Annotated in this window: 15 protein-coding genes and 6 pseudogenes; 12 read left to right on the top strand and 9 right to left on the bottom strand. The window is 67.2% G+C overall.

All coding sequences use genetic code 11. The features are described 5' to 3' along the window. Positions 1-39: 39 nt before the first annotated feature. The 3 genes and pseudogenes from ACWEN3_RS07855 to ACWEN3_RS07865 all read left to right on the top strand — a co-directional run bounded on the left by ACWEN3_RS07855 (position 40) and on the right by ACWEN3_RS07865 (position 2767). Positions 40-879, top strand: a complete 840-nt coding sequence (locus ACWEN3_RS07855; RefSeq protein ID WP_452967047.1) for a patatin-like phospholipase family protein — start codon at positions 40-42, stop codon at positions 877-879. 127 nt (positions 880-1006) lie between these two features. Continuing rightward, positions 1007-1748, top strand: a pseudogene (locus tag ACWEN3_RS07860) (transposase family protein). A gap of 161 nt (positions 1749-1909) precedes the next feature. Further along, a complete protein-coding gene (locus ACWEN3_RS07865; RefSeq protein ID WP_452967049.1) occupies positions 1910-2767 on the top strand; it encodes a cation transporter in 858 nt (285 codons plus the stop codon). A 215-nt stretch (positions 2768-2982) separates the two neighbouring features. Here ACWEN3_RS07865 and ACWEN3_RS07870 read toward each other — a convergent pair. Further along, positions 2983-3084, bottom strand: a pseudogene (locus ACWEN3_RS07870) (IS5/IS1182 family transposase); the annotation flags it as partial. Between the two features lie 2 nt (positions 3085-3086). Next, positions 3087-3212: pseudogene (locus ACWEN3_RS07875) on the bottom strand (IS5/IS1182 family transposase); the annotation flags it as partial. A 109-nt stretch (positions 3213-3321) separates the two neighbouring features. Between ACWEN3_RS07875 and ACWEN3_RS07880 the strand changes: the two are divergent. Then, positions 3322-4527 (top strand): acyl-CoA thioesterase/BAAT N-terminal domain-containing protein, encoded by a 1206-nt coding sequence (locus ACWEN3_RS07880; RefSeq protein ID WP_452967051.1) that lies wholly within the window; start codon positions 3322-3324, stop codon positions 4525-4527. A 139-nt stretch (positions 4528-4666) separates the two neighbouring features. On the opposite strand, the gene ACWEN3_RS07885 is transcribed toward ACWEN3_RS07880, so the two are convergent. The 3 genes and pseudogenes from ACWEN3_RS07885 to ACWEN3_RS07895 form a co-directional block, all read right to left on the bottom strand. Further along, on the bottom strand, positions 4667-4870 hold the full coding sequence (locus ACWEN3_RS07885; protein ID WP_452967053.1) for a hypothetical protein: 204 nt from the start codon (positions 4868-4870) through the stop codon (positions 4667-4669). Between the two features lie 411 nt (positions 4871-5281). Further along, entirely contained in the window at positions 5282-6040 is a 759-nt protein-coding gene (locus tag ACWEN3_RS07890; protein WP_452967080.1) for a thioredoxin domain-containing protein, read from the bottom strand. Between the two features lie 93 nt (positions 6041-6133). After that, positions 6134-6507: pseudogene (locus tag ACWEN3_RS07895) on the bottom strand (IS256 family transposase); the annotation flags it as partial. Positions 6508-6908: 401 nt separating this feature from the next. On the opposite strand from ACWEN3_RS07895, the gene ACWEN3_RS07900 reads away from it, so the two are divergent. The 4 genes and pseudogenes from ACWEN3_RS07900 (at position 6909) to ACWEN3_RS07915 (ending at position 9283) form a co-directional block, all read left to right on the top strand. Beyond that, complete coding sequence (locus ACWEN3_RS07900; RefSeq protein WP_452967056.1) at positions 6909-7337, top strand: VOC family protein; 429 nt, start codon at positions 6909-6911, stop codon at positions 7335-7337. Between the two features lie 91 nt (positions 7338-7428). Next, a pseudogene (locus ACWEN3_RS07905) lies at positions 7429-7646 on the top strand (transposase family protein); the annotation flags it as partial. 177 nt (positions 7647-7823) lie between these two features. Beyond that, a complete protein-coding gene (locus tag ACWEN3_RS07910) occupies positions 7824-8090 on the top strand; it encodes a hypothetical protein (protein ID WP_452967082.1) in 267 nt (88 codons plus the stop codon). A gap of 47 nt (positions 8091-8137) precedes the next feature. Then, a complete protein-coding gene (locus ACWEN3_RS07915) occupies positions 8138-9283 on the top strand; it encodes an FUSC family protein (RefSeq protein WP_452967059.1) in 1146 nt (381 codons plus the stop codon). Between the two features lie 19 nt (positions 9284-9302). Here ACWEN3_RS07915 and ACWEN3_RS07920 read toward each other — a convergent pair whose 3' ends face one another. The 3 genes from ACWEN3_RS07920 to ACWEN3_RS07930 form a co-directional block, all read right to left on the bottom strand. Further along, the gene (locus ACWEN3_RS07920) at positions 9303-9776 is read right to left on the bottom strand and encodes a hypothetical protein (protein WP_452967062.1); all 474 of its coding nucleotides are present in this window, start codon (positions 9774-9776) and stop codon (positions 9303-9305) included. Positions 9777-10054: 278 nt separating this feature from the next. After that, a complete protein-coding gene (locus tag ACWEN3_RS07925) occupies positions 10055-11005 on the bottom strand; it encodes a TRADD-N-associated membrane domain-containing protein (protein WP_452967064.1) in 951 nt (316 codons plus the stop codon). A 135-nt stretch (positions 11006-11140) separates the two neighbouring features. Then, the gene (locus ACWEN3_RS07930; protein WP_452967067.1) at positions 11141-11878 is read right to left on the bottom strand and encodes an AfsR/SARP family transcriptional regulator; all 738 of its coding nucleotides are present in this window, start codon (positions 11876-11878) and stop codon (positions 11141-11143) included. Between the two features lie 364 nt (positions 11879-12242). On the opposite strand from ACWEN3_RS07930, the gene ACWEN3_RS07935 reads away from it, so the two are divergent. The 4 genes from ACWEN3_RS07935 to ACWEN3_RS07950 all read left to right on the top strand — a co-directional run bounded on the left by ACWEN3_RS07935 (position 12243) and on the right by ACWEN3_RS07950 (position 15817). Next, positions 12243-12953: a hypothetical protein gene (locus ACWEN3_RS07935; protein WP_452967070.1), complete on the top strand. Its 711-nt coding sequence runs from the start codon at positions 12243-12245 to the stop codon at positions 12951-12953. Next, positions 12953-14383, top strand: coding sequence for an alkaline phosphatase family protein (locus ACWEN3_RS07940; protein WP_452967073.1), 1431 nt, complete (start codon positions 12953-12955; stop codon positions 14381-14383). The genes ACWEN3_RS07935 and ACWEN3_RS07940 overlap by 1 nt, the downstream gene beginning before the upstream one ends. A 104-nt stretch (positions 14384-14487) precedes the next feature. Then, complete coding sequence (locus ACWEN3_RS07945; protein WP_452967075.1) at positions 14488-15117, top strand: hypothetical protein; 630 nt, start codon at positions 14488-14490, stop codon at positions 15115-15117. A 226-nt stretch (positions 15118-15343) separates the two neighbouring features. After that, positions 15344-15817: a VOC family protein gene (locus tag ACWEN3_RS07950; RefSeq protein ID WP_452967077.1), complete on the top strand. Its 474-nt coding sequence runs from the start codon at positions 15344-15346 to the stop codon at positions 15815-15817. Positions 15818-16190: 373 nt separating this feature from the next. On the opposite strand, the pseudogene ACWEN3_RS07955 reads toward ACWEN3_RS07950, so the two are convergent. Further along, a pseudogene (locus ACWEN3_RS07955) lies at positions 16191-16459 on the bottom strand (hypothetical protein); the annotation flags it as partial.

Consider the following 16459-nt stretch of genomic DNA (forward strand, 5'->3'; position numbering starts at 1 on the left):
GGGCGTGATGTCCGTGGTCGTTCAGGGTGAGGGGGAAGCATGCTCGACACCGCACTCGTGCTCGGCGGCGGCGGACCGGTGGGCGGAGCCTGGTTGACCGGAGCGCTCGCCGGGCTCACCGAGGCCGGGATCGATCTCGGCAGCGCCGACGTCGTGATCGGGACCTCCGCCGGTGCCGTCTTCGGATCCCGGCTCCGGTCCGGCGTCCCGGCCTCGGATCTCTACGAGCGTCAGCTCTCCGGAGCAGACGCGGTTCGTCTGCCGGTGACAGCGCGTCAGACAGCGCGCTTCCTCTGGGCGGCGCTCGGCTCCCGCGATCCCCAGCGGTCCATCGAACGCCTCGCCCGGGCAGCACTCCGCGCCCGGACTGGCCCGGAGTCGGACGTCTTCGACACGGTAGGTGCACTCCTGGGCGACGTACGCGACTGGCCCGAGCGGGAGCTGCGGATCGCCGCGGTTGACGCGCAAAGCGGACAGACGGAGGTGTTCGGCTCGCACTCTGGAGCGACACTACTCGAAGCGGTCGCGGCGAGCTGCGCCGTACCCGTCGTATGGCCGCCGGTCACCTTGGCGGGCCGACGCTGGATGGACGGCGGCAGTCGTTCGACCGCCAACCTCCAGCTCGCACGCGGGTACCGCCGGGTACTGGCGGTCGTGCCGGTCCCTCAGGCGGTCGGGCCGCATCCGAGCGCCTCGCAGCAGGCTGCGGAACTGACCGACGACGGAGCGCGTGTCATCCTGCTGTCCCCGGACCGCGCCGCGCGCCGCATGATGGGCCGCAACATGGCGGACGACACCCGCCGGCCGGCTGCCGCCCGCGCGGGCCACGCCCAGGCCGGTGCACTGGCCCCTTCGGTGGCCGACGCCTGGCAGGGGTGACTGCGGCAAAGCGCACGTTGCCAAACTCTCCTTGAACTCGGGAAGTCGAAGTCGTCTGCCGCACGAGATGACGAAGCTCCTGGTAGGTGGGTTTCGACCAGAGAACCGTCCCTACCGGAGGCTGCGCGTGTTCGTCTATCCGTCGGGTGTCGATTTGTCCGGCTCTGCCCTTCGCTCCCTGTCCGCCCGCCTGCGAGCGCGCCGCCGCGCTCTCGGCACCCGATGGCGGCGTCTGAGTGCGGGCCGACAGGCCCCGCTCGTTCTCGTCCACCTCCGCAACGGACATACCTATGCCCAGCTCGCAGCCGGTTTCGGTGTCGGTATCACCACCGTCTACCGCACGTCATCGAGGCCGTCGAGCTCCTGGCCGCTCTCACACCTACGCTCGCCGAAGCCGTCCGGGCCGCATCGCTGAAGGCGTACCTGATTCTGGACGGGACGCTGCTGGCGATCGACCGGATCGCCGCCGCCCGGCCTTGCACGGCATGAACGTGCAGGTCATCGCCGACCCGAAGGGCCGCCTCCTGTGGGCATCACCTGCCCTGCCCGGAGCCGTCCACGACGTCCGGGCAGCCCGCGAGCACGGGATCGTCGACGCTCTCGCCGCAGGTGGCGTCACCTGCTGGGCGGACAAGGGCTACCAAGGTGCCGGCGGCACAATCCGCACTCCTTACCGCGGCCGTTGGGACAGCCTTTCCACGGCTCAGCAGGCCGTCAACCGATCCCATGCCAAGATCCGGGCACTCGTCGAGCAGGCGGTGGCCACCCAGAAGACATGGCGGCTCCTTCGCAAGCTCCGATGCTCGACCACCCGCGTCACGAGCCTCGTCCAGGCCATCCTCAGCCTGCATCTGGCCAGCTCGGACTGAGAATGGAAAACGCTCAGTGGCCGGGGTCGGCGCCTGCTTGCCACGGCAGCCCACAGTGCCGGCGTCCGGTTGCCGCGGCAATCGGGCCCTGTGATCATGTTGAAATGGCAGATGCAGGGCCGTCCCGGTCAGCGCGCGAGCAGCGCGCGCTGAGGGTTTCGATGTTGGTCTCGGTCGTGTTCTCGGTCATGGCCCTGGCGTGGGGGCTCGCATCCGGCTCACAGGTGATCCTGTTCGACGGCGTCTACGCCGTCCTGGCGCTGGGCTTGTCGTGGGTCGCACTGCGCGCCTCACGCCTCGCAGCCGCCGGCCCGACACCGCGATTCCCGTTCGGCCGGGAGTCGCTCGTGCCGATGGCCGTGGGCGTGCAGGGTCTCGCGCTGCTCGGAACGCTCATCTACGCCACCGCGGAGGCCGTCCGGGTCATCCTCGGCGGTGGGTCCGAGGTGGCATCCGCAGACCTGGCCGCGTACGGAGCGGTCAGCGGACTGGCGTGCCTGGCGGCGTATGGCTACCTGGTACGACGCGGTCCGCGGTCGGACCTCGTTCGTGCGGAGGCCACAGCCTGGCTCTCGGGCGCCGTGGCCAGCCTCGTCATCGTTGCCGGAGGCGTCGTGGCGCTTCTGCTGGGCACAACGGTATGGCGCGGCGCGCAGGCGTACACCGACTCGGTACTGGTCCTGATCAGCTGCCTGATGCTTGCCCGGCTACCTGTGCGCATGCTCCGCCAGGCCACCTCCGAGCTCCTGGAGTCAGCGCCGGAGCCGGCCGTACAGCAGCTGATCCGAGAGGTCGTCGAAGGAGTGCGGGCCGCCGAAGAACTGCCCGAGCCGGTGCTGCGCGCCAGCAAGATGGGCCACAAGCTCTACGTCAGGGTCGACTTCGTCGTGGCGCCGGGCTGCTGGGACGTCGCGGACGAGGACCGCGTACGGCGCAGGCTGCATGACGGGCTCGCCATCCTGCCCTACACACCGTGGAGCGTCGTCGAGCTCACCACGGACCCCGAGTTGATCCACTGACCACAGCTCCCGCCCATCCCCGCGCGCCTCGATCCTCGCGGGTCAGTTGATCACCAGGTGGGCGCATCAAGGATGGCCGCCGTCAGCCGAGTGCGGCGAAGCTGGGCCGTCCGAGGCCGCTCGATGGTGGCCAACGACGACCGCCATGCGCACGGCCCCACGATCCCGGACCAGCAAAAACCCAGCTTACGGGCGAGGGGGCGAGGAGCGCACCGGGACACGCCGACGACCAGGGGCAGTCCGTTCGCGTCCGGCAGGACGTACACCCTGGAACCCGGCTTGCCCCGATTCACGGAGCTCGGACCTGTCCGTTCGCCCCGTTCCGCTGTTGGTAGGCCTCGCGGTCGAAGGCCGGTGGCCTGCCGCCGCGGCTGCCGAGCCGCTTGCGGTTGGCAGCCTGGTCGGCGGGCTGAGGGATCACCGCACGAATCCCGCGCCGCCATAGACAAGCCCCGGGGTTGACTCGGCGGGTATTTCAAGATCAGTGTGGTGGATCAATTCCTGGTGCTGGGGGCATCGTGTCATTACGGTGGTTGCGGGGATGGGCCCTGGCGGTGGCCGTCGTGATCGGCTGGGGAGCGGCAGGATGCTCCTCGGGGACGCCCATTAGCAGCAGGGCAGTCATCGGCGTCGATGCACCGATTACCTTGGCTGATCAGGCCGTTCACTTGAGGATCAGTGATCTCGAGCCACACGACGAGATCACCGTCGGCTCTGCGGCAACCGCGTACGACGGCAAGGTGTGGCATGGCCGGGCAACCTTCACCGCGGACGATCACGGCCTCGTCGACCTCTCCAGGACGCGGCCGGTGTCGGGGACGTACAACACGGTCGACGGTATGGGCCTGTTCTGGTCGATGAGGCCCCCGGCCGACGACCCGAACAGTGACTACTTCCTCCCTCGCTACCCTGAGTCCTCCCCCTCCTACGCCGTGCAGATCACTGTGACGGCGCATGGGCGGCAGTTGGCGAGCCGTACGCTCACCCGTGAATGGGCGGCCAAGGGAGTGAGTTCCCGTACGCTCACCCTCGCCCATGACAAGGTCGTCGGAGAGATGTTCCTGCCTCGCCCCGGCACTCCCCGGCGTCCGGCCGTGCTGGCCTTCGGCGGATCCGAAGGCGGTGTCAGCATGAAGTGGGAGGCGGCTCTGCTGGCCTCCCACGGCTACCCGACGCTGGCTCTAGGTTACTTCGGGGAGCGCGGCCTGCCCGCCACACTGCGCAACATCCCGTTGGAGTACTTCGCCACCGCCGCCCGCCTGCTGGCAGCCCAGCCCGGCGTGGACGCCGCCCACGTCATCGCCATGGGCTACTCACGGGGCAGCGAGCCCGCCCTGCTCCTCGCCCAGGACTACCCCGATCTGATCCACGGCGTCGTCGTGTACTCCCCGTCGTCCAACGTCAACCCGGGAAATCCCGGGGGCGACGCCTGGACCAAGGAGGGGCACCCCATTCTCCAAAGCAACATCCCACTGGATCACCTCAGCGGACCGCTGCTGGCCATCGCCGGCTCAGACGACTCCCTGTGGCCATCACCGATCTACGTCAAGGCGATCACCGGCGAGTTGCATGCGGTCCACCACCGGTATCCGTACCAGGCGCTGGTCTACCCCGGCGCCGGACACGGCGTCGGCACCTTCCCTTTCCTCGCGGAGGGCACAGATGCCCCATCCGAGGGCGGCAGTCGCGTAGGCAACGCTGTCGCGAAGGAACAGGGTTGGCCCAAGGTCCTCGCCCTCCTCGCCGCCAGCCAGAAGTGAGTGCCAATGGTGGGCAGGCCAAACGGGCAGCCCTGTCAAGGCCACGTGTGGCGGCTGACACCAACAAGCACGAACAGCAGCGGTTGAGGTGGACCCCAGTGGACGATCGGCTGAGGGGCGGGGACTGGTGCACCGCCGATCAGGAGTAGAAGCCGCGGCCGTACTCCTCGGGCCCGACAACGAAGTCGCCCGGACGATCACGGCGCAGTTCCTCATACCGGACCGCGAAGACGTCAATGGCTTCATGAATCGTGCAACCCAACGTTTCGCGGATGGTCCTGACCGCGAAAAGGATCCGGTGATCGAGAATGTCGCGGTCTACGCTCGCCGGCAGTGCGGTCACAGGTCCTCCGAAGTCGCCCTACAGCAACGGAGTACAGCGACCGGGCAGACCGCAGTCAACCGAGTAAGACCTCTGGCCTCCCTTGCTGAACAGCCAATCGACCGTCAGCGGACGTCGCACCCATGGTTCGCATCAAGGAAGCTAATGACGCTTCAGGCGTGCTATCGCACCCAGAACAGCCTCTGCCCGGAAAGCTCCACGGTTCTCCGGGCATGGCGGGGTGGCTGCTCGGCGGTGCGTGCTGAGGGGATGCTGCCATGCGATGTCGTGTCGGTCAGGCTCCGGCTGGGGTGACGGTGGCGCCATGGCAGCGAACTCAAGCACAGCCGATCACGGCGGTGAGGGGAAGCGCGCGGTGGAGCGAACTGGGTCGTGGTCGGTGGGGACACGAAGCCCCCGGCAGGTCGACGCTCACGTCGCCGCAGCAACCACCCTTGCCAGATACCTGTCGAAGAGATCGGCCTTGTAGAGGAGCCCGCTGTACTCGACGGGGATCCGGTACCCGTTCACTTCGGCGGTAGGCGTGCCCGGTCCGGCGTGCCCGTTGTAATGCCCAGCGGTAGCGAACACCTTCTCGGAAGCATCCACGAAGTCCCGGTACCTCATGGACTTCACCGCGGTGTCGAAGGACGGGCTCCGCAGCCCCTTCACCTTGCTCGCCAGTTGCCGCAGGCGCGCGTCGGTGAAACCGTCCACCTCCTCGGAGGGTTGGTTCTGGTAGAGGACGGCGTGGTATTCGGCGAACTTCCCCTCCTCCACCGCCGCGCGCAGCGCGTTGACCGCCTTCTTCGAACCGCTTCCTCCCAGCCGCCCGTCCAGGAACGAGGCCATCGTGTACTCGACCTTGACCTTGCGCCGCAGGATCCACTTGGTCAGGACCGGGCCGCCGCCCGAGGTCTCGAATTCCTTGCAGTACGGGCAACGCGGGTCTTCGTAGAGGTGCACGGTCACCCGCGCCTGGGGATCGCCCACCAAGATGCTCGTGCCATCCGGCTCCACCTGCTCGGGCACGTCAGCCGACTTGGCGTAAACGGCCTTGCCCGGGGTTTGTTGGCCGCCGCCGGCCGCCGCGACCGGGTGCCGAGGCCCGCAGCCCACCACGGCCGCACCGAGCACGCCGGTCAACACGGCTGCCGTCAGCCGTCTGACCCCACGCTTCACCCGCATCATGCCCCCTTGTATGTCTTGGAAGGGGGAGAGTAAGGCATCCGCTGCAGTACCGCGGCGGCGGGGTTCGTATGACCTGCTCAGGTTGTTGCCACCCTGCTCCTGGGCGGGCACGCAGTCGCCGGAGGACCAATTGTGCAGGTAGAGCAGCGGCAGCACCCCATGCGCCTTGGTCGACTTACGGCGCCAGGGCGACAGTTCGCCGAGGAGTACCGTCTGCGCTCGTACGTCGCCTCATCAACGCGTTTGTCGTTCACCCGCGGGGCCTTCGCCTCGACCATGCCGGCGGCGGTGGTGACTTTCCTGGGCTGGTGGTAGCCGTTGCGACCCACGAGCCGCCGACAGTTCTCGTCGCGCTGGTCGGCCAAATCAGTCATGCAAGCGGTGACTTCGGCCTCCAGGGCGGCGGTCGGCATCCTTCTTGCGCCTTCCCGAACCATCTCGTCGATCAGCGACGAACCGTAATGCATGGAGCCGTCCACGGTGAGCACGGACGTACCTTCACGTCCGATGCTGCGAACCCCAGTCTTGCCCAGTGACCTATCGATCAATCATCCGGGAAGGTACGGCGTGCCCGGGCTGATCCACAGGTTCCGAGCATCGCTCCCCCTTCGGCAGGTAACCTCGACCGGCGCAGACGATGTCAGCGCTCATAGTCCGACTGGTTGCTGCGAGAACCGTCGTGGCAATGGGCTCAGTAGCCCTCGGTCTCGGGCCAGTGCCAAGACTCGTCGTCCTCCAGCGCGAGGTCGCCCGGGAAGCCGTGGTCCAGCTTCTCTTCTTGGTGTCCAAGGTGACCCGCGGCGCGACGGGTGGCGAGTGGATCCGCCTCGGGAAATGAGTGGCAGAGTCCCCCTGCTATGGTGCGCCGATGTCAGCGATCAAGAAGTTTCAAGTCACCTTTGACTGCGCAGAACCTGAGCGTCTCGCTCGCTTCTGGTGCGAGGTGTTGGGGTACGTCGTACCGCCGCCACCGGAGGGGTTTGCCACTTGGGACGATTTCAACCATTCGCAGCCACCTGAGCAGCGGGATTCGTGGTTCGCCTGCGTAGATCCCTCAGGAGTGGGCCCGCGACTGTACTTCCAGCGCGTCCCCGAAGGGAAGGCCGCCAAGAACCGGGTGCATCTTGATGTGCGGGTCGGCACCGGTCTCGTGGGTGAAGCGCGCCTCGCCGCGCTTGAGGCCGAATGTGCGCGACTGGTCCCGCTCGGCGCGGTACACGTGCGAACGCTGTATGACGGCAATGATGCGTGCATCCCGATGCTGGACATCGAGGGCAACGAGTTCTGTATCGACTGAGCATTCTCCGAGCCGGAGAGGCGGGGAGCCGTCTGCCTTGGACCTCTCCGGTTTTCTATGCGCCGGAAGTCGTCCCCGTGAAGGCAAGGAGACCGTGCCGGGTGACGGCGCCTATCTCAACTGCGGGATGGCGGTGCCGCACCGCAAACGCCCGGGCGACGTCTGCTGAAGGGCGAAAAGGACGACAACGTCGAGCACCGCAGGGTCCGTGCCCGTGTGGAACACGTCATCGGCCGGCTGAAGAACTACAAGATCCTCCGCGACTGCAGGCAGCATGGCGACGGCCTCCATCACGCGGTCCAGGCCGTCGTACGCCATGGCGCGCACAATCCCCACCGACGAGGCGGCCCGCCGGCTCGCCGAGCAGTGGGACCTGGCACGACTCGGGCAGGTAAGCGTCCTGCACGCGGTGACCGATGTGATCGTCGATGCAGACGCCGAGACAGCCGCCCAAATACGCACGGGTGTTCGGAGTTGGAGCGGTGCGTGTCCTCACCCGCCGGCGAAGACCTGGCCGAACACTACGGCCTGGACTTCTCCCATCTGCCGGAACTGCACTGGCGCTACGACTACCCGTGCGCGGTCGCCGTGATGGCGCTGGGGGCAGGACTGCTGTATCGGGCCTTCCGCCGCAAGGGCGGCTGCAACAACGAACCGGCGTTCCGCACCGGCCGCCTGCTCTCCACGACACCCATCCACCGAGTACGGGCACTCACTTGGAAGAGGCGTCCGTACGAGACTTTCCCGGGATGACTGCCCCAGCGGCATGCGCGGTGCCAACCGGTGGCACCTGCACTTGCATGGAGGCGATACGAGCGGTGGCGCCCAGGGCGCGGCGCCAGGTGCAGGCTGCCGGGCAGACGGTGAAGCGGGCGTGCGCGGGGCCGGGCCGGGAGCGGGACCTGGCCGTGCAGGTAGGCAAGGCGGCGCTGGCTGCCTGGATCGCCTGGGCGGCGGCCGGCTGGTGGCTCAAAGCTCCGATGGCTTTCGTAGCACCGTGGGTGGCGATCGTGCTGGTGGAATCCACCGTCTACCGATCCATCGCACACGGGCTGCAGCAGCTCTCGGCCATCGCCACCGGCACGATCGTGGCCACCACGGTCGCACTGCTGCTGCACGACACGATGCTGGCGATGGCGCTGGTACTGCCCACAGCCGTGCTGCTGGGACACTGGCAGCGCCTGGGCAGCCAGGGCATCTACGCCGCCACCGGCGCCCTGTTCGTCCTCACCAACGGGTCCGTCAGCATCTCCACCGCCACGGCCCGTATCACCGAGTCCGTCTTCGGCGCCATCGTCGGCATCGCCGTCAACGCGCTGATCCGCCCCCCGGTCTACCTGCGCGACACCCGAGCCGCCCTGCAGGACGCCACCCGAGAAGCACACGACATCCTTCACGCGGTGGCCGACGGGCTCGCCGCAAACCGGTGGGACGCCGACGAGGCCAGCTCCTGGCACGAACGCGCCTTACGCCTGCAACGCCTCGTCGACCAGGCTCGCGCCGCCCTCGGCCACAGCCGCGAAAGCCTGCGCATCAACCTCCGCCGCCGCACCCGCGCGCGATCCACTCTGGGCAAGGACTACGACGACGCGGTCGTCGTCCTGGACTACGCAGCCGTCCACACCACCGGCGTCACCCGCACCGTCCTCGAGGCCGCGGCCGAAGACCGCTCCGCCGCCCGACCCCAGCCCGTCCTCGCCCGCCGCTACGCCGAGTTCCTCTGCCAGACCGCCCACGCCCTCCACCTCTACAGCCACAGCCGCTTCGGCCACCAAAACGACCACGAGCTGCGCCGGGCCGTCCACGAACTGCACCGCACACTCGACTCACTGCGCCACCACCTGACCCATTCCAGACCAGACGATCCCGACGAGGTCGCCACCTACGGCACCCTGCTGACCCAAGCGCGCCGCCTGGCCGACCAACTCATCGCCTCACCACGGTGATCGAGAAGCGTGCTTGACGTCAGCAGTAGGTTCTCGCGGACGCCGGGACGAACTTCACACGGGTGTGGTAGTGGGCGAACTGGACCTGGCTGTAGTCGCGGCGGTCGACGCGGTACCAGACGTTGTCCCGGTCGCGGTCGCCGTTGACGTCGTCCAGGCGGACACACCAGCGTTCCGGGCGTATCTCCTTGCGGTAGGTCTCGGTACCCTGCTGCACCCTGTGGCAGTTCTGCCGGCGCTCGGTGGTGTACCAGGTGCGGGTCCGGCGGTGGCTGCCGGAGCCGGTGGTGGAGGAGTGCCCGACCCGGACGGTGCTCGTCGTGCACTGCTTGACCATGTGGGGGCGGGTGGCCGGGGTGGTCTTCTGGGGGATGTGCCGGAGGTCGTCCTTGAGACCGTAGACGGGATCGGGGCCGTCGAGGCCGCAGGCGGTGAGCGTGGCCAGCAGGACCGCCGCCACGCCGAGCGTCGCTCTCAGTCGTCTGTCGAACATCTTTTGCTCCCCCCCGTCGTTCGGACGCGTAGCGTATCCGATCAACGGGGGGGCGGCCGTGGCCGGTTCGGTCAGCCCGCGCGCGTAGCGCCGCCGCGTGTTCGGCGGCGAAGACGGTGAACGAGCCGGCCGGGCGGCCCGTCCGTTTCTCCAGGTCGTCGGTGAGCGTGGCGGCGCCACCCGTCGCGTAGAGGCCGTACACCTCGGACGGCCGGCATGCCGGTGATCGCGGGACCGGATGGGTCGCCCTCTCTCGGTGTTTCGCAACGTTTCGCGGCTCACCTCCCGGGAGGGCTTGTCACTTCTGGAGCGGGCGAACTCTGGGACGAGGGCCTCCCACCCACGCCCTTGGGTATCTTGTTCTGTTTACTCCTGTCTCTGGATGCAGCGTACGGTGCGGGCAATTGCCCGATAAGTGTCTCGACTATGCTTCGGCGAAGTTGGGATGCGACGATTTCCTCGACACTTCCGTGATCGTCCAGGCAGGCAATGCGCTCGGCAGTCAGAATCTGCCCCATCCTGAACGGCTCGGTGTAGTAGCGTTGCAGTTGCTTGGTTGTCGCCGAATACTGTTTGAAGAACACTGCCGACACGAACCCACTGAGCAGCGAGCCGAGCCCCGCCAGACCGGCGCTTGTGTAGATTGCGGCCTCTTTGTGCGCACCGAAGGACAATCCCACGCCAACCACCAGGAAGATGAACCCGACAGCAGACGCGATCTGGGCGTTCCGAAAAGCTGCATGCTGCTCGGCAATACTCACCGCTTGGTATTCGTCCAACTGACGTCTATTTATTACAAATAGGTCGGCGAGTCTTATCCTCTGACTCTTCCGCAACCGCTCGACAGCCTCTTCGGTCGCGGCAGAGTTGGCCTGCCTTACTCGGTCGTCGAACGCTCGCCTGGCCGCCATGTAACCGAACGTCCCGATCAAGAGAATGATCAGCGCACCAAGAAATATCGCGACTTGAACGGTCAGGAGGATCGCGCGAGACCAAGTCGATTCCCCGACGTGAATAGTCAGCGGAGTCATGAGCACGGATATCCAAATCATTGGCGCCGCCGAATAGACAAGCACCTTGGTGAAGCCTCGCTTTATCTCCATCCAGTCCTTGAACTCTTTACTGTCTCGCCACAGAAGCGGCTCCCGCTCGGTTGGAAGCTGCTGCATCAACAAGGCTTGCCGAGTCGCTGCGGACCATGCGATTCGTCCGTGCGACTTCGTTTGCATTCTCCCTTTTTGCTGCATGGCGCCCCGTGCTCCCCCTCTCCCTACGTAAACAGCAAGCCGGACAGGCTGACGACGGCGGCTGCCGGGTCGCCCCTCGCCGCGGCTGCCCTATGAACCCAGTTTCCGGAGAGACCGTCACCGGAGCGTGACAGCGCTGAGACCTGGCACGAGGCTGCGCAACTGCATGGTCGGGTACAGACCCAGCTCGGCGCGGAGTCGTCGCGCGTAGCGTTCGAAGTCCCGCATCGCCTCTGAGGGGTTTCCTTCGGCCAGGTGCGCTCGGATCAGGCACGACTGACTGCTCTCGCGCAGGGCGTCAGCGCGAATCGCGGCGTGGGCGGCGGCGACCGCGTCGGCATACCTGCCGGCCGCCGTGAAGACTTCCGCGAGCCTTTCCAGAGCGTGTATGCGCAGCTGCTGCCAATCCTCCGCCTGCAACATGACCCAGTCGTCGTACCAGCCAGGCAGCAGGTCCAGCGAGAGCTCCTCGATCGCGTCGGTCGACACGTGCCAGGCCTTCTGCGGTGGGCCCTGGAGTATCCGGTGGGCCAGCTGCTTGCCCTGGTGGAAGTCGACGCTCACGTCACGAGCCAAGCGGACCTCGCTCGGTCCTACGTCGAGCGCCAGCCTGCCCACGCGGTGAAGGCGGGAGAGGGCAGATCTGAGGCTGGCGTGGGCGCGGCACTCGGGAGCGTCCGGCCACAGTGTTCCGGCTATCAGGCCCCGGGGCACAGCCGCCCTGCAGCGCAGCGCGACGAACGCCAACAATCGTTCCGAGCCGGACGGAAGCTGCACCGACTGGCCGTCGATCATCAAGTCGAAGCCGCCCAGCACGACGAGGTGGTGCGCAGCGTCGGCCTCAGCTCCGGACAAGCCCCACGCACCGCCCGACCACGTCACGGCAGGGCGCCGTCGGTCCCCCGTCAGCGCTGCCGCTCGGGCCACGCTGCGACCAATCCTTTCCTGTCTCGCCATCGCCGTAACCGAACCCTTGGCGGTGCACGTCAGTACGTTCCCATTCTGCGGCGTTGTCCGCGACCTGTCGAAACATGCCGCGGGCATTGGCGCTGCCCCGTCGCATCACAGGTGCCGGAACCGCGCTCGTAGCGCGTGCCGTCGCGTTGCCGTAACGCCGCAGTCACGCCCCGCGCCCCAGAGTGAGAGAAGCGGTCTACGTAAGTTCCACGTTCAACGTTCCATCATGGCTGGAGGAGAAATGCCGAACGTCAAAATCCAAGTGACCAACGGAAGCACGGTCTTGCGGGACGACGAGGTCGCAGCCGTGGTACCGGCACTGCAGCAGCAGGTCACCGAGCACTTCGCCCCGGCCTGGGGAATCGACGCCCAACTGTCGTACGTCGCGAGTGCCGAGCTCTCCGAGGACTCCTGGTGGCTACTGGTCCTGGACAACTCCGACCAGGCCCGCGCCCTGGGCTACCACGACCTCACCTCGAACTTCATGCCGCTGGGCAAGGTGTTCGCGGGTACCGACCTGCAGTACGGCGAGCAGTGGACCGTGACCGCCAGTCATGAACTTCTTGAGATGCTCGCGGATCCCGAAATCAACCGCGTGATATTCGACCAACCGAACGCGACCAGCGGGACCCTGTACGCCCTCGAGGTGGCCGACGCCTGCGAGGCGGACGCCAACGCCTACGAGATCAGCGGCACGTTGGTCAGCGACTTCGTCTTCCCCGCCTGGTTCGAGCCGAACCGACCTGCCAACTCAACGCGGTTCGACTACAGCGAACACATCAAGCAACCTCTCGAACTCCTGCCCGGTGGCTACATCGGCGTCTTCGACGTCACGACCGGTGGCACCGGATGGCACCAGCTGACCGCCGACGTGGTCGCCGACCGCGATCCCAACCGGCCGCCCGTCGGCAGTCGGCGCGAGCGTCGTGCGACACCCCGATCCGACTGGCGGCCGAGCTGCGGACGGTCCTGATGACCGACGGGAATCAACTCTCAGCCATGGAGCACCTCGTGGTGCTGATGCTGGAGAATCGCTCGTTCGACCACCTGCTCGGGTTTCTCTACACCGAACACAGCAACGTCTCACCCTCAGGTCAGCCCTACGAAGGGCTGACCGGCACGGAGTCCAACCCCGACAAGCAAGGACAACTCGTCAAGGTCAGCCGCATCCAACCGGGGGATCCGCATGCCTACTTCACGCCGGGCGTGAATCCGGGCGAGGGCTACCGGCCGACCAACGCACAGCTCTTCGGTTCGCTCACGCCCCCGTCACCACCCACGGCGACCATGAACGGCTTCGTCACGAACTTCGCCGACACATTGGTCCTGCGGGCCCAGCAGGTGAAGAACAATCCGCCCGGCCACCGGCCGACCATCATCCCGGGCACCAACGACGGCGACGTCATGCGCTGCCACACCCCCAGCGGTCTGCCCGTCCTGTCCGGCCTGGCCAGCGGCTACGCAGTCTGCGACCACTGGTTCAGCCCGGTACCGACCGAGACGATGCCGAACCGCGCCTTCGCCTGCGCCGGCACCAGCCAGGGGCACATGGACGACCACACCCACACCTTCACCTGCCCCAGCATCTTCGGACTGCTCAGCCGACAAGGCCTCGACTGGAAGGTATACGGGTACATCAGTGACCCTCTGACCAGGGGAAACTTCCCCGACATCCACAGCGCCACCGCAGACCACTTCGGCCGGTTCACCGACTTCCAGACCGCTGCCGGAACGGGAGCACTGCCCGCCTTCACCTTCCTCGAACCCAGCTGGGAGGCCACCGGCAACAGCGAGCACCCCGTCGAGGACATGGCCAGCGGCGAACGGCTCATCCAGCAGGTGTACCGCACCCTGCACGACAGCCCGGCCTGGAACCACACGCTCTTGGTCATCACCTACGACGAACACGGCGGATGCTACGACCACGTTCCTCCCCCGACCTCGGCCACTCCGCCCGGGGACGGCACCACAGGCGAACTCGGCTTCGGCTTCGACCGATTCGGCGTCCGCGTGCCAACCGTGCTGGTCTCCCCGCTGATCGACCAGGGCATCGTGTTTCGCGCACCCGCCGACGGGACTCCACTGGATCACACCAGCATCCTCAAGACCCTCGAAGAACGCTGGTCGCTGCCCGCGCTCACCCAGCGGGACGCCGCCGCCACCGGCCTCGGAGACGTCCTCACTCTCACCACACCCCGCACCGACGACGTCCTCGCGAACGTGACCCCACCCCCAGTGGCGGCGGTCAACCCGTCCGCCGGCGAGATCTCTCATCTCCAGCAGACCCACGCGGACCTCGTCGCCCGCCACCTCGTTCCGGGCCCGCACGATCTTTACCGGCCGCTCCCCACCGATCAGACACCCGAGGCGTACGAAGAGTTCATACGCTCCCACACCGAATGACCCCCTCGACCACCCGCCTCGTGGATCTCGTGATGCCGATCAGCGAGGCGGATAGAGTTGCCCGCAGGCCGAGAGGGGCGACGGTGAGCTCGACAGGTGCGTGGGTGGTCGGCGTCATCCCTGACGCGGAGGCTCGGGAACTTCCGGACCGTTACGTCCATCTCATACGGCCCGGCGACTGGGACAAGCCGCCGAATTTCAGCCAGACGCTGGCCTGGTGGTCGAACGGCGGCGAGGAAGTGGCGTTCTTCGAGCGTTCCATGGGTCATTCCGGACCCTTGGCGCCCACGCCGGTCGCCCATCGATTCGCGGACTTCATCGAGGACGCCAACGTGTCCACCGCGGCCACGGACGCCATGCAGGACGCGAGTATGACGTTGATGCCCGAGGCAGTCGGCGCCGGTCTCTTCGTTGCGACCGCCCGAAAGACCAACCCGGTCGCGGCCCTGTACTACGGCCTTGGCGCTCAACGATCGGCGATGCTCCCCGGCTGGTTCGGGAACTTCCTGCTTTCCGCCGACGAGGTTCGGACCGCTCTGCCTCGGGCTGAGGAAGCCCTGCTCATGTCCGACGCGCAGCGAAACACCGCCCTCTCCCGGATTACCGACTGGATGACCGCGATGGGCGACACACCCGACTGCGATGCGGCGGAACTCACCGACGCGCCCGTACGGGTCATTCGATACGCCGCAGAGGCCGGATACGGTGCTGCTGCGTTCTGCCGCTGGTACTGACCTCGGCCCGGCACTTGAGCAAGCCCGGCACCACCCTCAGCGCGGTCGCCGCCGCCATCGCCGTGAGTAGCGGGGCCATCCACCGGCGGCGCGGCCGGGTTCCTCTGACCAGCGAGAACGAGGATCGTCGAGGTCCTTGTTCCCGCACCGGCCGGAGGCACTACCCAGGTGAAGAGGCGCACTGGCTGGGAATGCCGCGCAGCCATACGCGCCATACGCTCGGCATATGTCCGACGTCACGCCTTCCGGCGCCACAGCCGACGACCTTCCTGCACCGGCCGAGGGACTGGTGCTCACGCACTTCCTCACGGTCAGCGATGTCCCTCGCTCGCGGGCTTTCTACGCCGACGTACTGGGTGGAACGGTGGTGCTGGATGAGAACCCCTGCATCGTCAAGGCCGCCAACAGCTGGATCATCATGAACCCAGGCGGCGGACCCACCGACGACAAACCCGATGTCGTCCTGCGCACACCGGAGGACCCCCACACCGTCTCCAGCTTTCTGAACGTACGGGTGGCGGACATCCACGACTTCTACGCCACGGCGAGCGCCAAAGGGGCCGAGTTCCTCACCCCGCCCATCGACCGCCGCGCCGAGCTGCGCTGCTATATGCGCGATCCGGACGGCTACCTCATCGAGGTGGGCCAGGCCACGGGGATGCTCAAAGGCATCCTCGCGCGCACCGACGCCGAAACCTGACGACGGCGCCTCATCAGGGAGGCATCCCTCGTACCCCACGACCAGATCCCAGGCCCCGATCCGACCCCCACTTCCAGCGGAGCAGGCTGCGTGGAGTGCATGGGCGCGACGGACCGGGGGCGTGGCGCCACCTGCGGCGCTGCGCGGCATGCGGGCATATCGGCAGCTCCGCTATGCACGCTCGTTCGTTGGACTTTCCGGTCCGGGAGTCTATGCGAAGCGGTGCAGTGTCTCCTTGGTGTCCCGCCGGAGGGAGCAGTTCAGCCCTCAACGACTGCCCTGCCTCGGGCCCTCTCCCCGACCGGGGTCCGTTCTGGCCCGTTCCCCGAGCGCCGCCCGGACCGGCTTCACCGGGTCACCGGACGTCCGCCCCTCAATCGTGCGGCAGTTCCGCCGGGCCCGGTGGATAGTCCTTGCCGCCGAGCAGGAAATCGCCGAGCACGAAATCCCCGTCCCCGCCCGCTCTGCGCCGGAAGGAGTCGAGCACCAGCGTCATCTCCCCCAGGCGGCCGGGATGCCGGCGTCTGCCCACACCCTCGACGGCCTCCCGGTACGCGTCACGCCACAGCAGTAGGGGGGGGCCAATGGGGCGCCGCCCACTGGTTGGAACACCCCACGGATCAGCCGCCCACGCAGTTTTGC

It is taken from the genome of Streptomyces sp. NPDC004561 (assembly GCF_053602155.1).

Bases quoted from the DNA above. Each gene is read 5' to 3' on its own strand.
- ACWEN3_RS07855 (WP_452967047.1), top strand. From the start codon at position 40: ATGCTCGACACCGCACTCGTGCTCGGCGGCGGCGGACCGGTGGGCGGA.
- ACWEN3_RS07940 (WP_452967073.1), top strand. From the start codon at position 12,953: ATGACCGACGGGAATCAACTCTCAGCCATGGAGCACCTCGTGGTGCTG.
- ACWEN3_RS07890 (WP_452967080.1), bottom strand. From the start codon at position 6,040: ATGATGCGGGTGAAGCGTGGGGTCAGACGGCTGACGGCAGCCGTGTTG.
- ACWEN3_RS07915 (WP_452967059.1), top strand. From the start codon at position 8,138: ATGGAGGCGATACGAGCGGTGGCGCCCAGGGCGCGGCGCCAGGTGCAG.
- ACWEN3_RS07950 (WP_452967077.1), top strand. From the start codon at position 15,344: ATGTCCGACGTCACGCCTTCCGGCGCCACAGCCGACGACCTTCCTGCA.
- ACWEN3_RS07925 (WP_452967064.1), bottom strand. From the start codon at position 11,005: ATGCAAACGAAGTCGCACGGACGAATCGCATGGTCCGCAGCGACTCGG.
- ACWEN3_RS07900 (WP_452967056.1), top strand. From the start codon at position 6,909: ATGTCAGCGATCAAGAAGTTTCAAGTCACCTTTGACTGCGCAGAACCT.
- ACWEN3_RS07920 (WP_452967062.1), bottom strand. From the start codon at position 9,776: ATGTTCGACAGACGACTGAGAGCGACGCTCGGCGTGGCGGCGGTCCTG.
- ACWEN3_RS07865 (WP_452967049.1), top strand. From the start codon at position 1,910: ATGTTGGTCTCGGTCGTGTTCTCGGTCATGGCCCTGGCGTGGGGGCTC.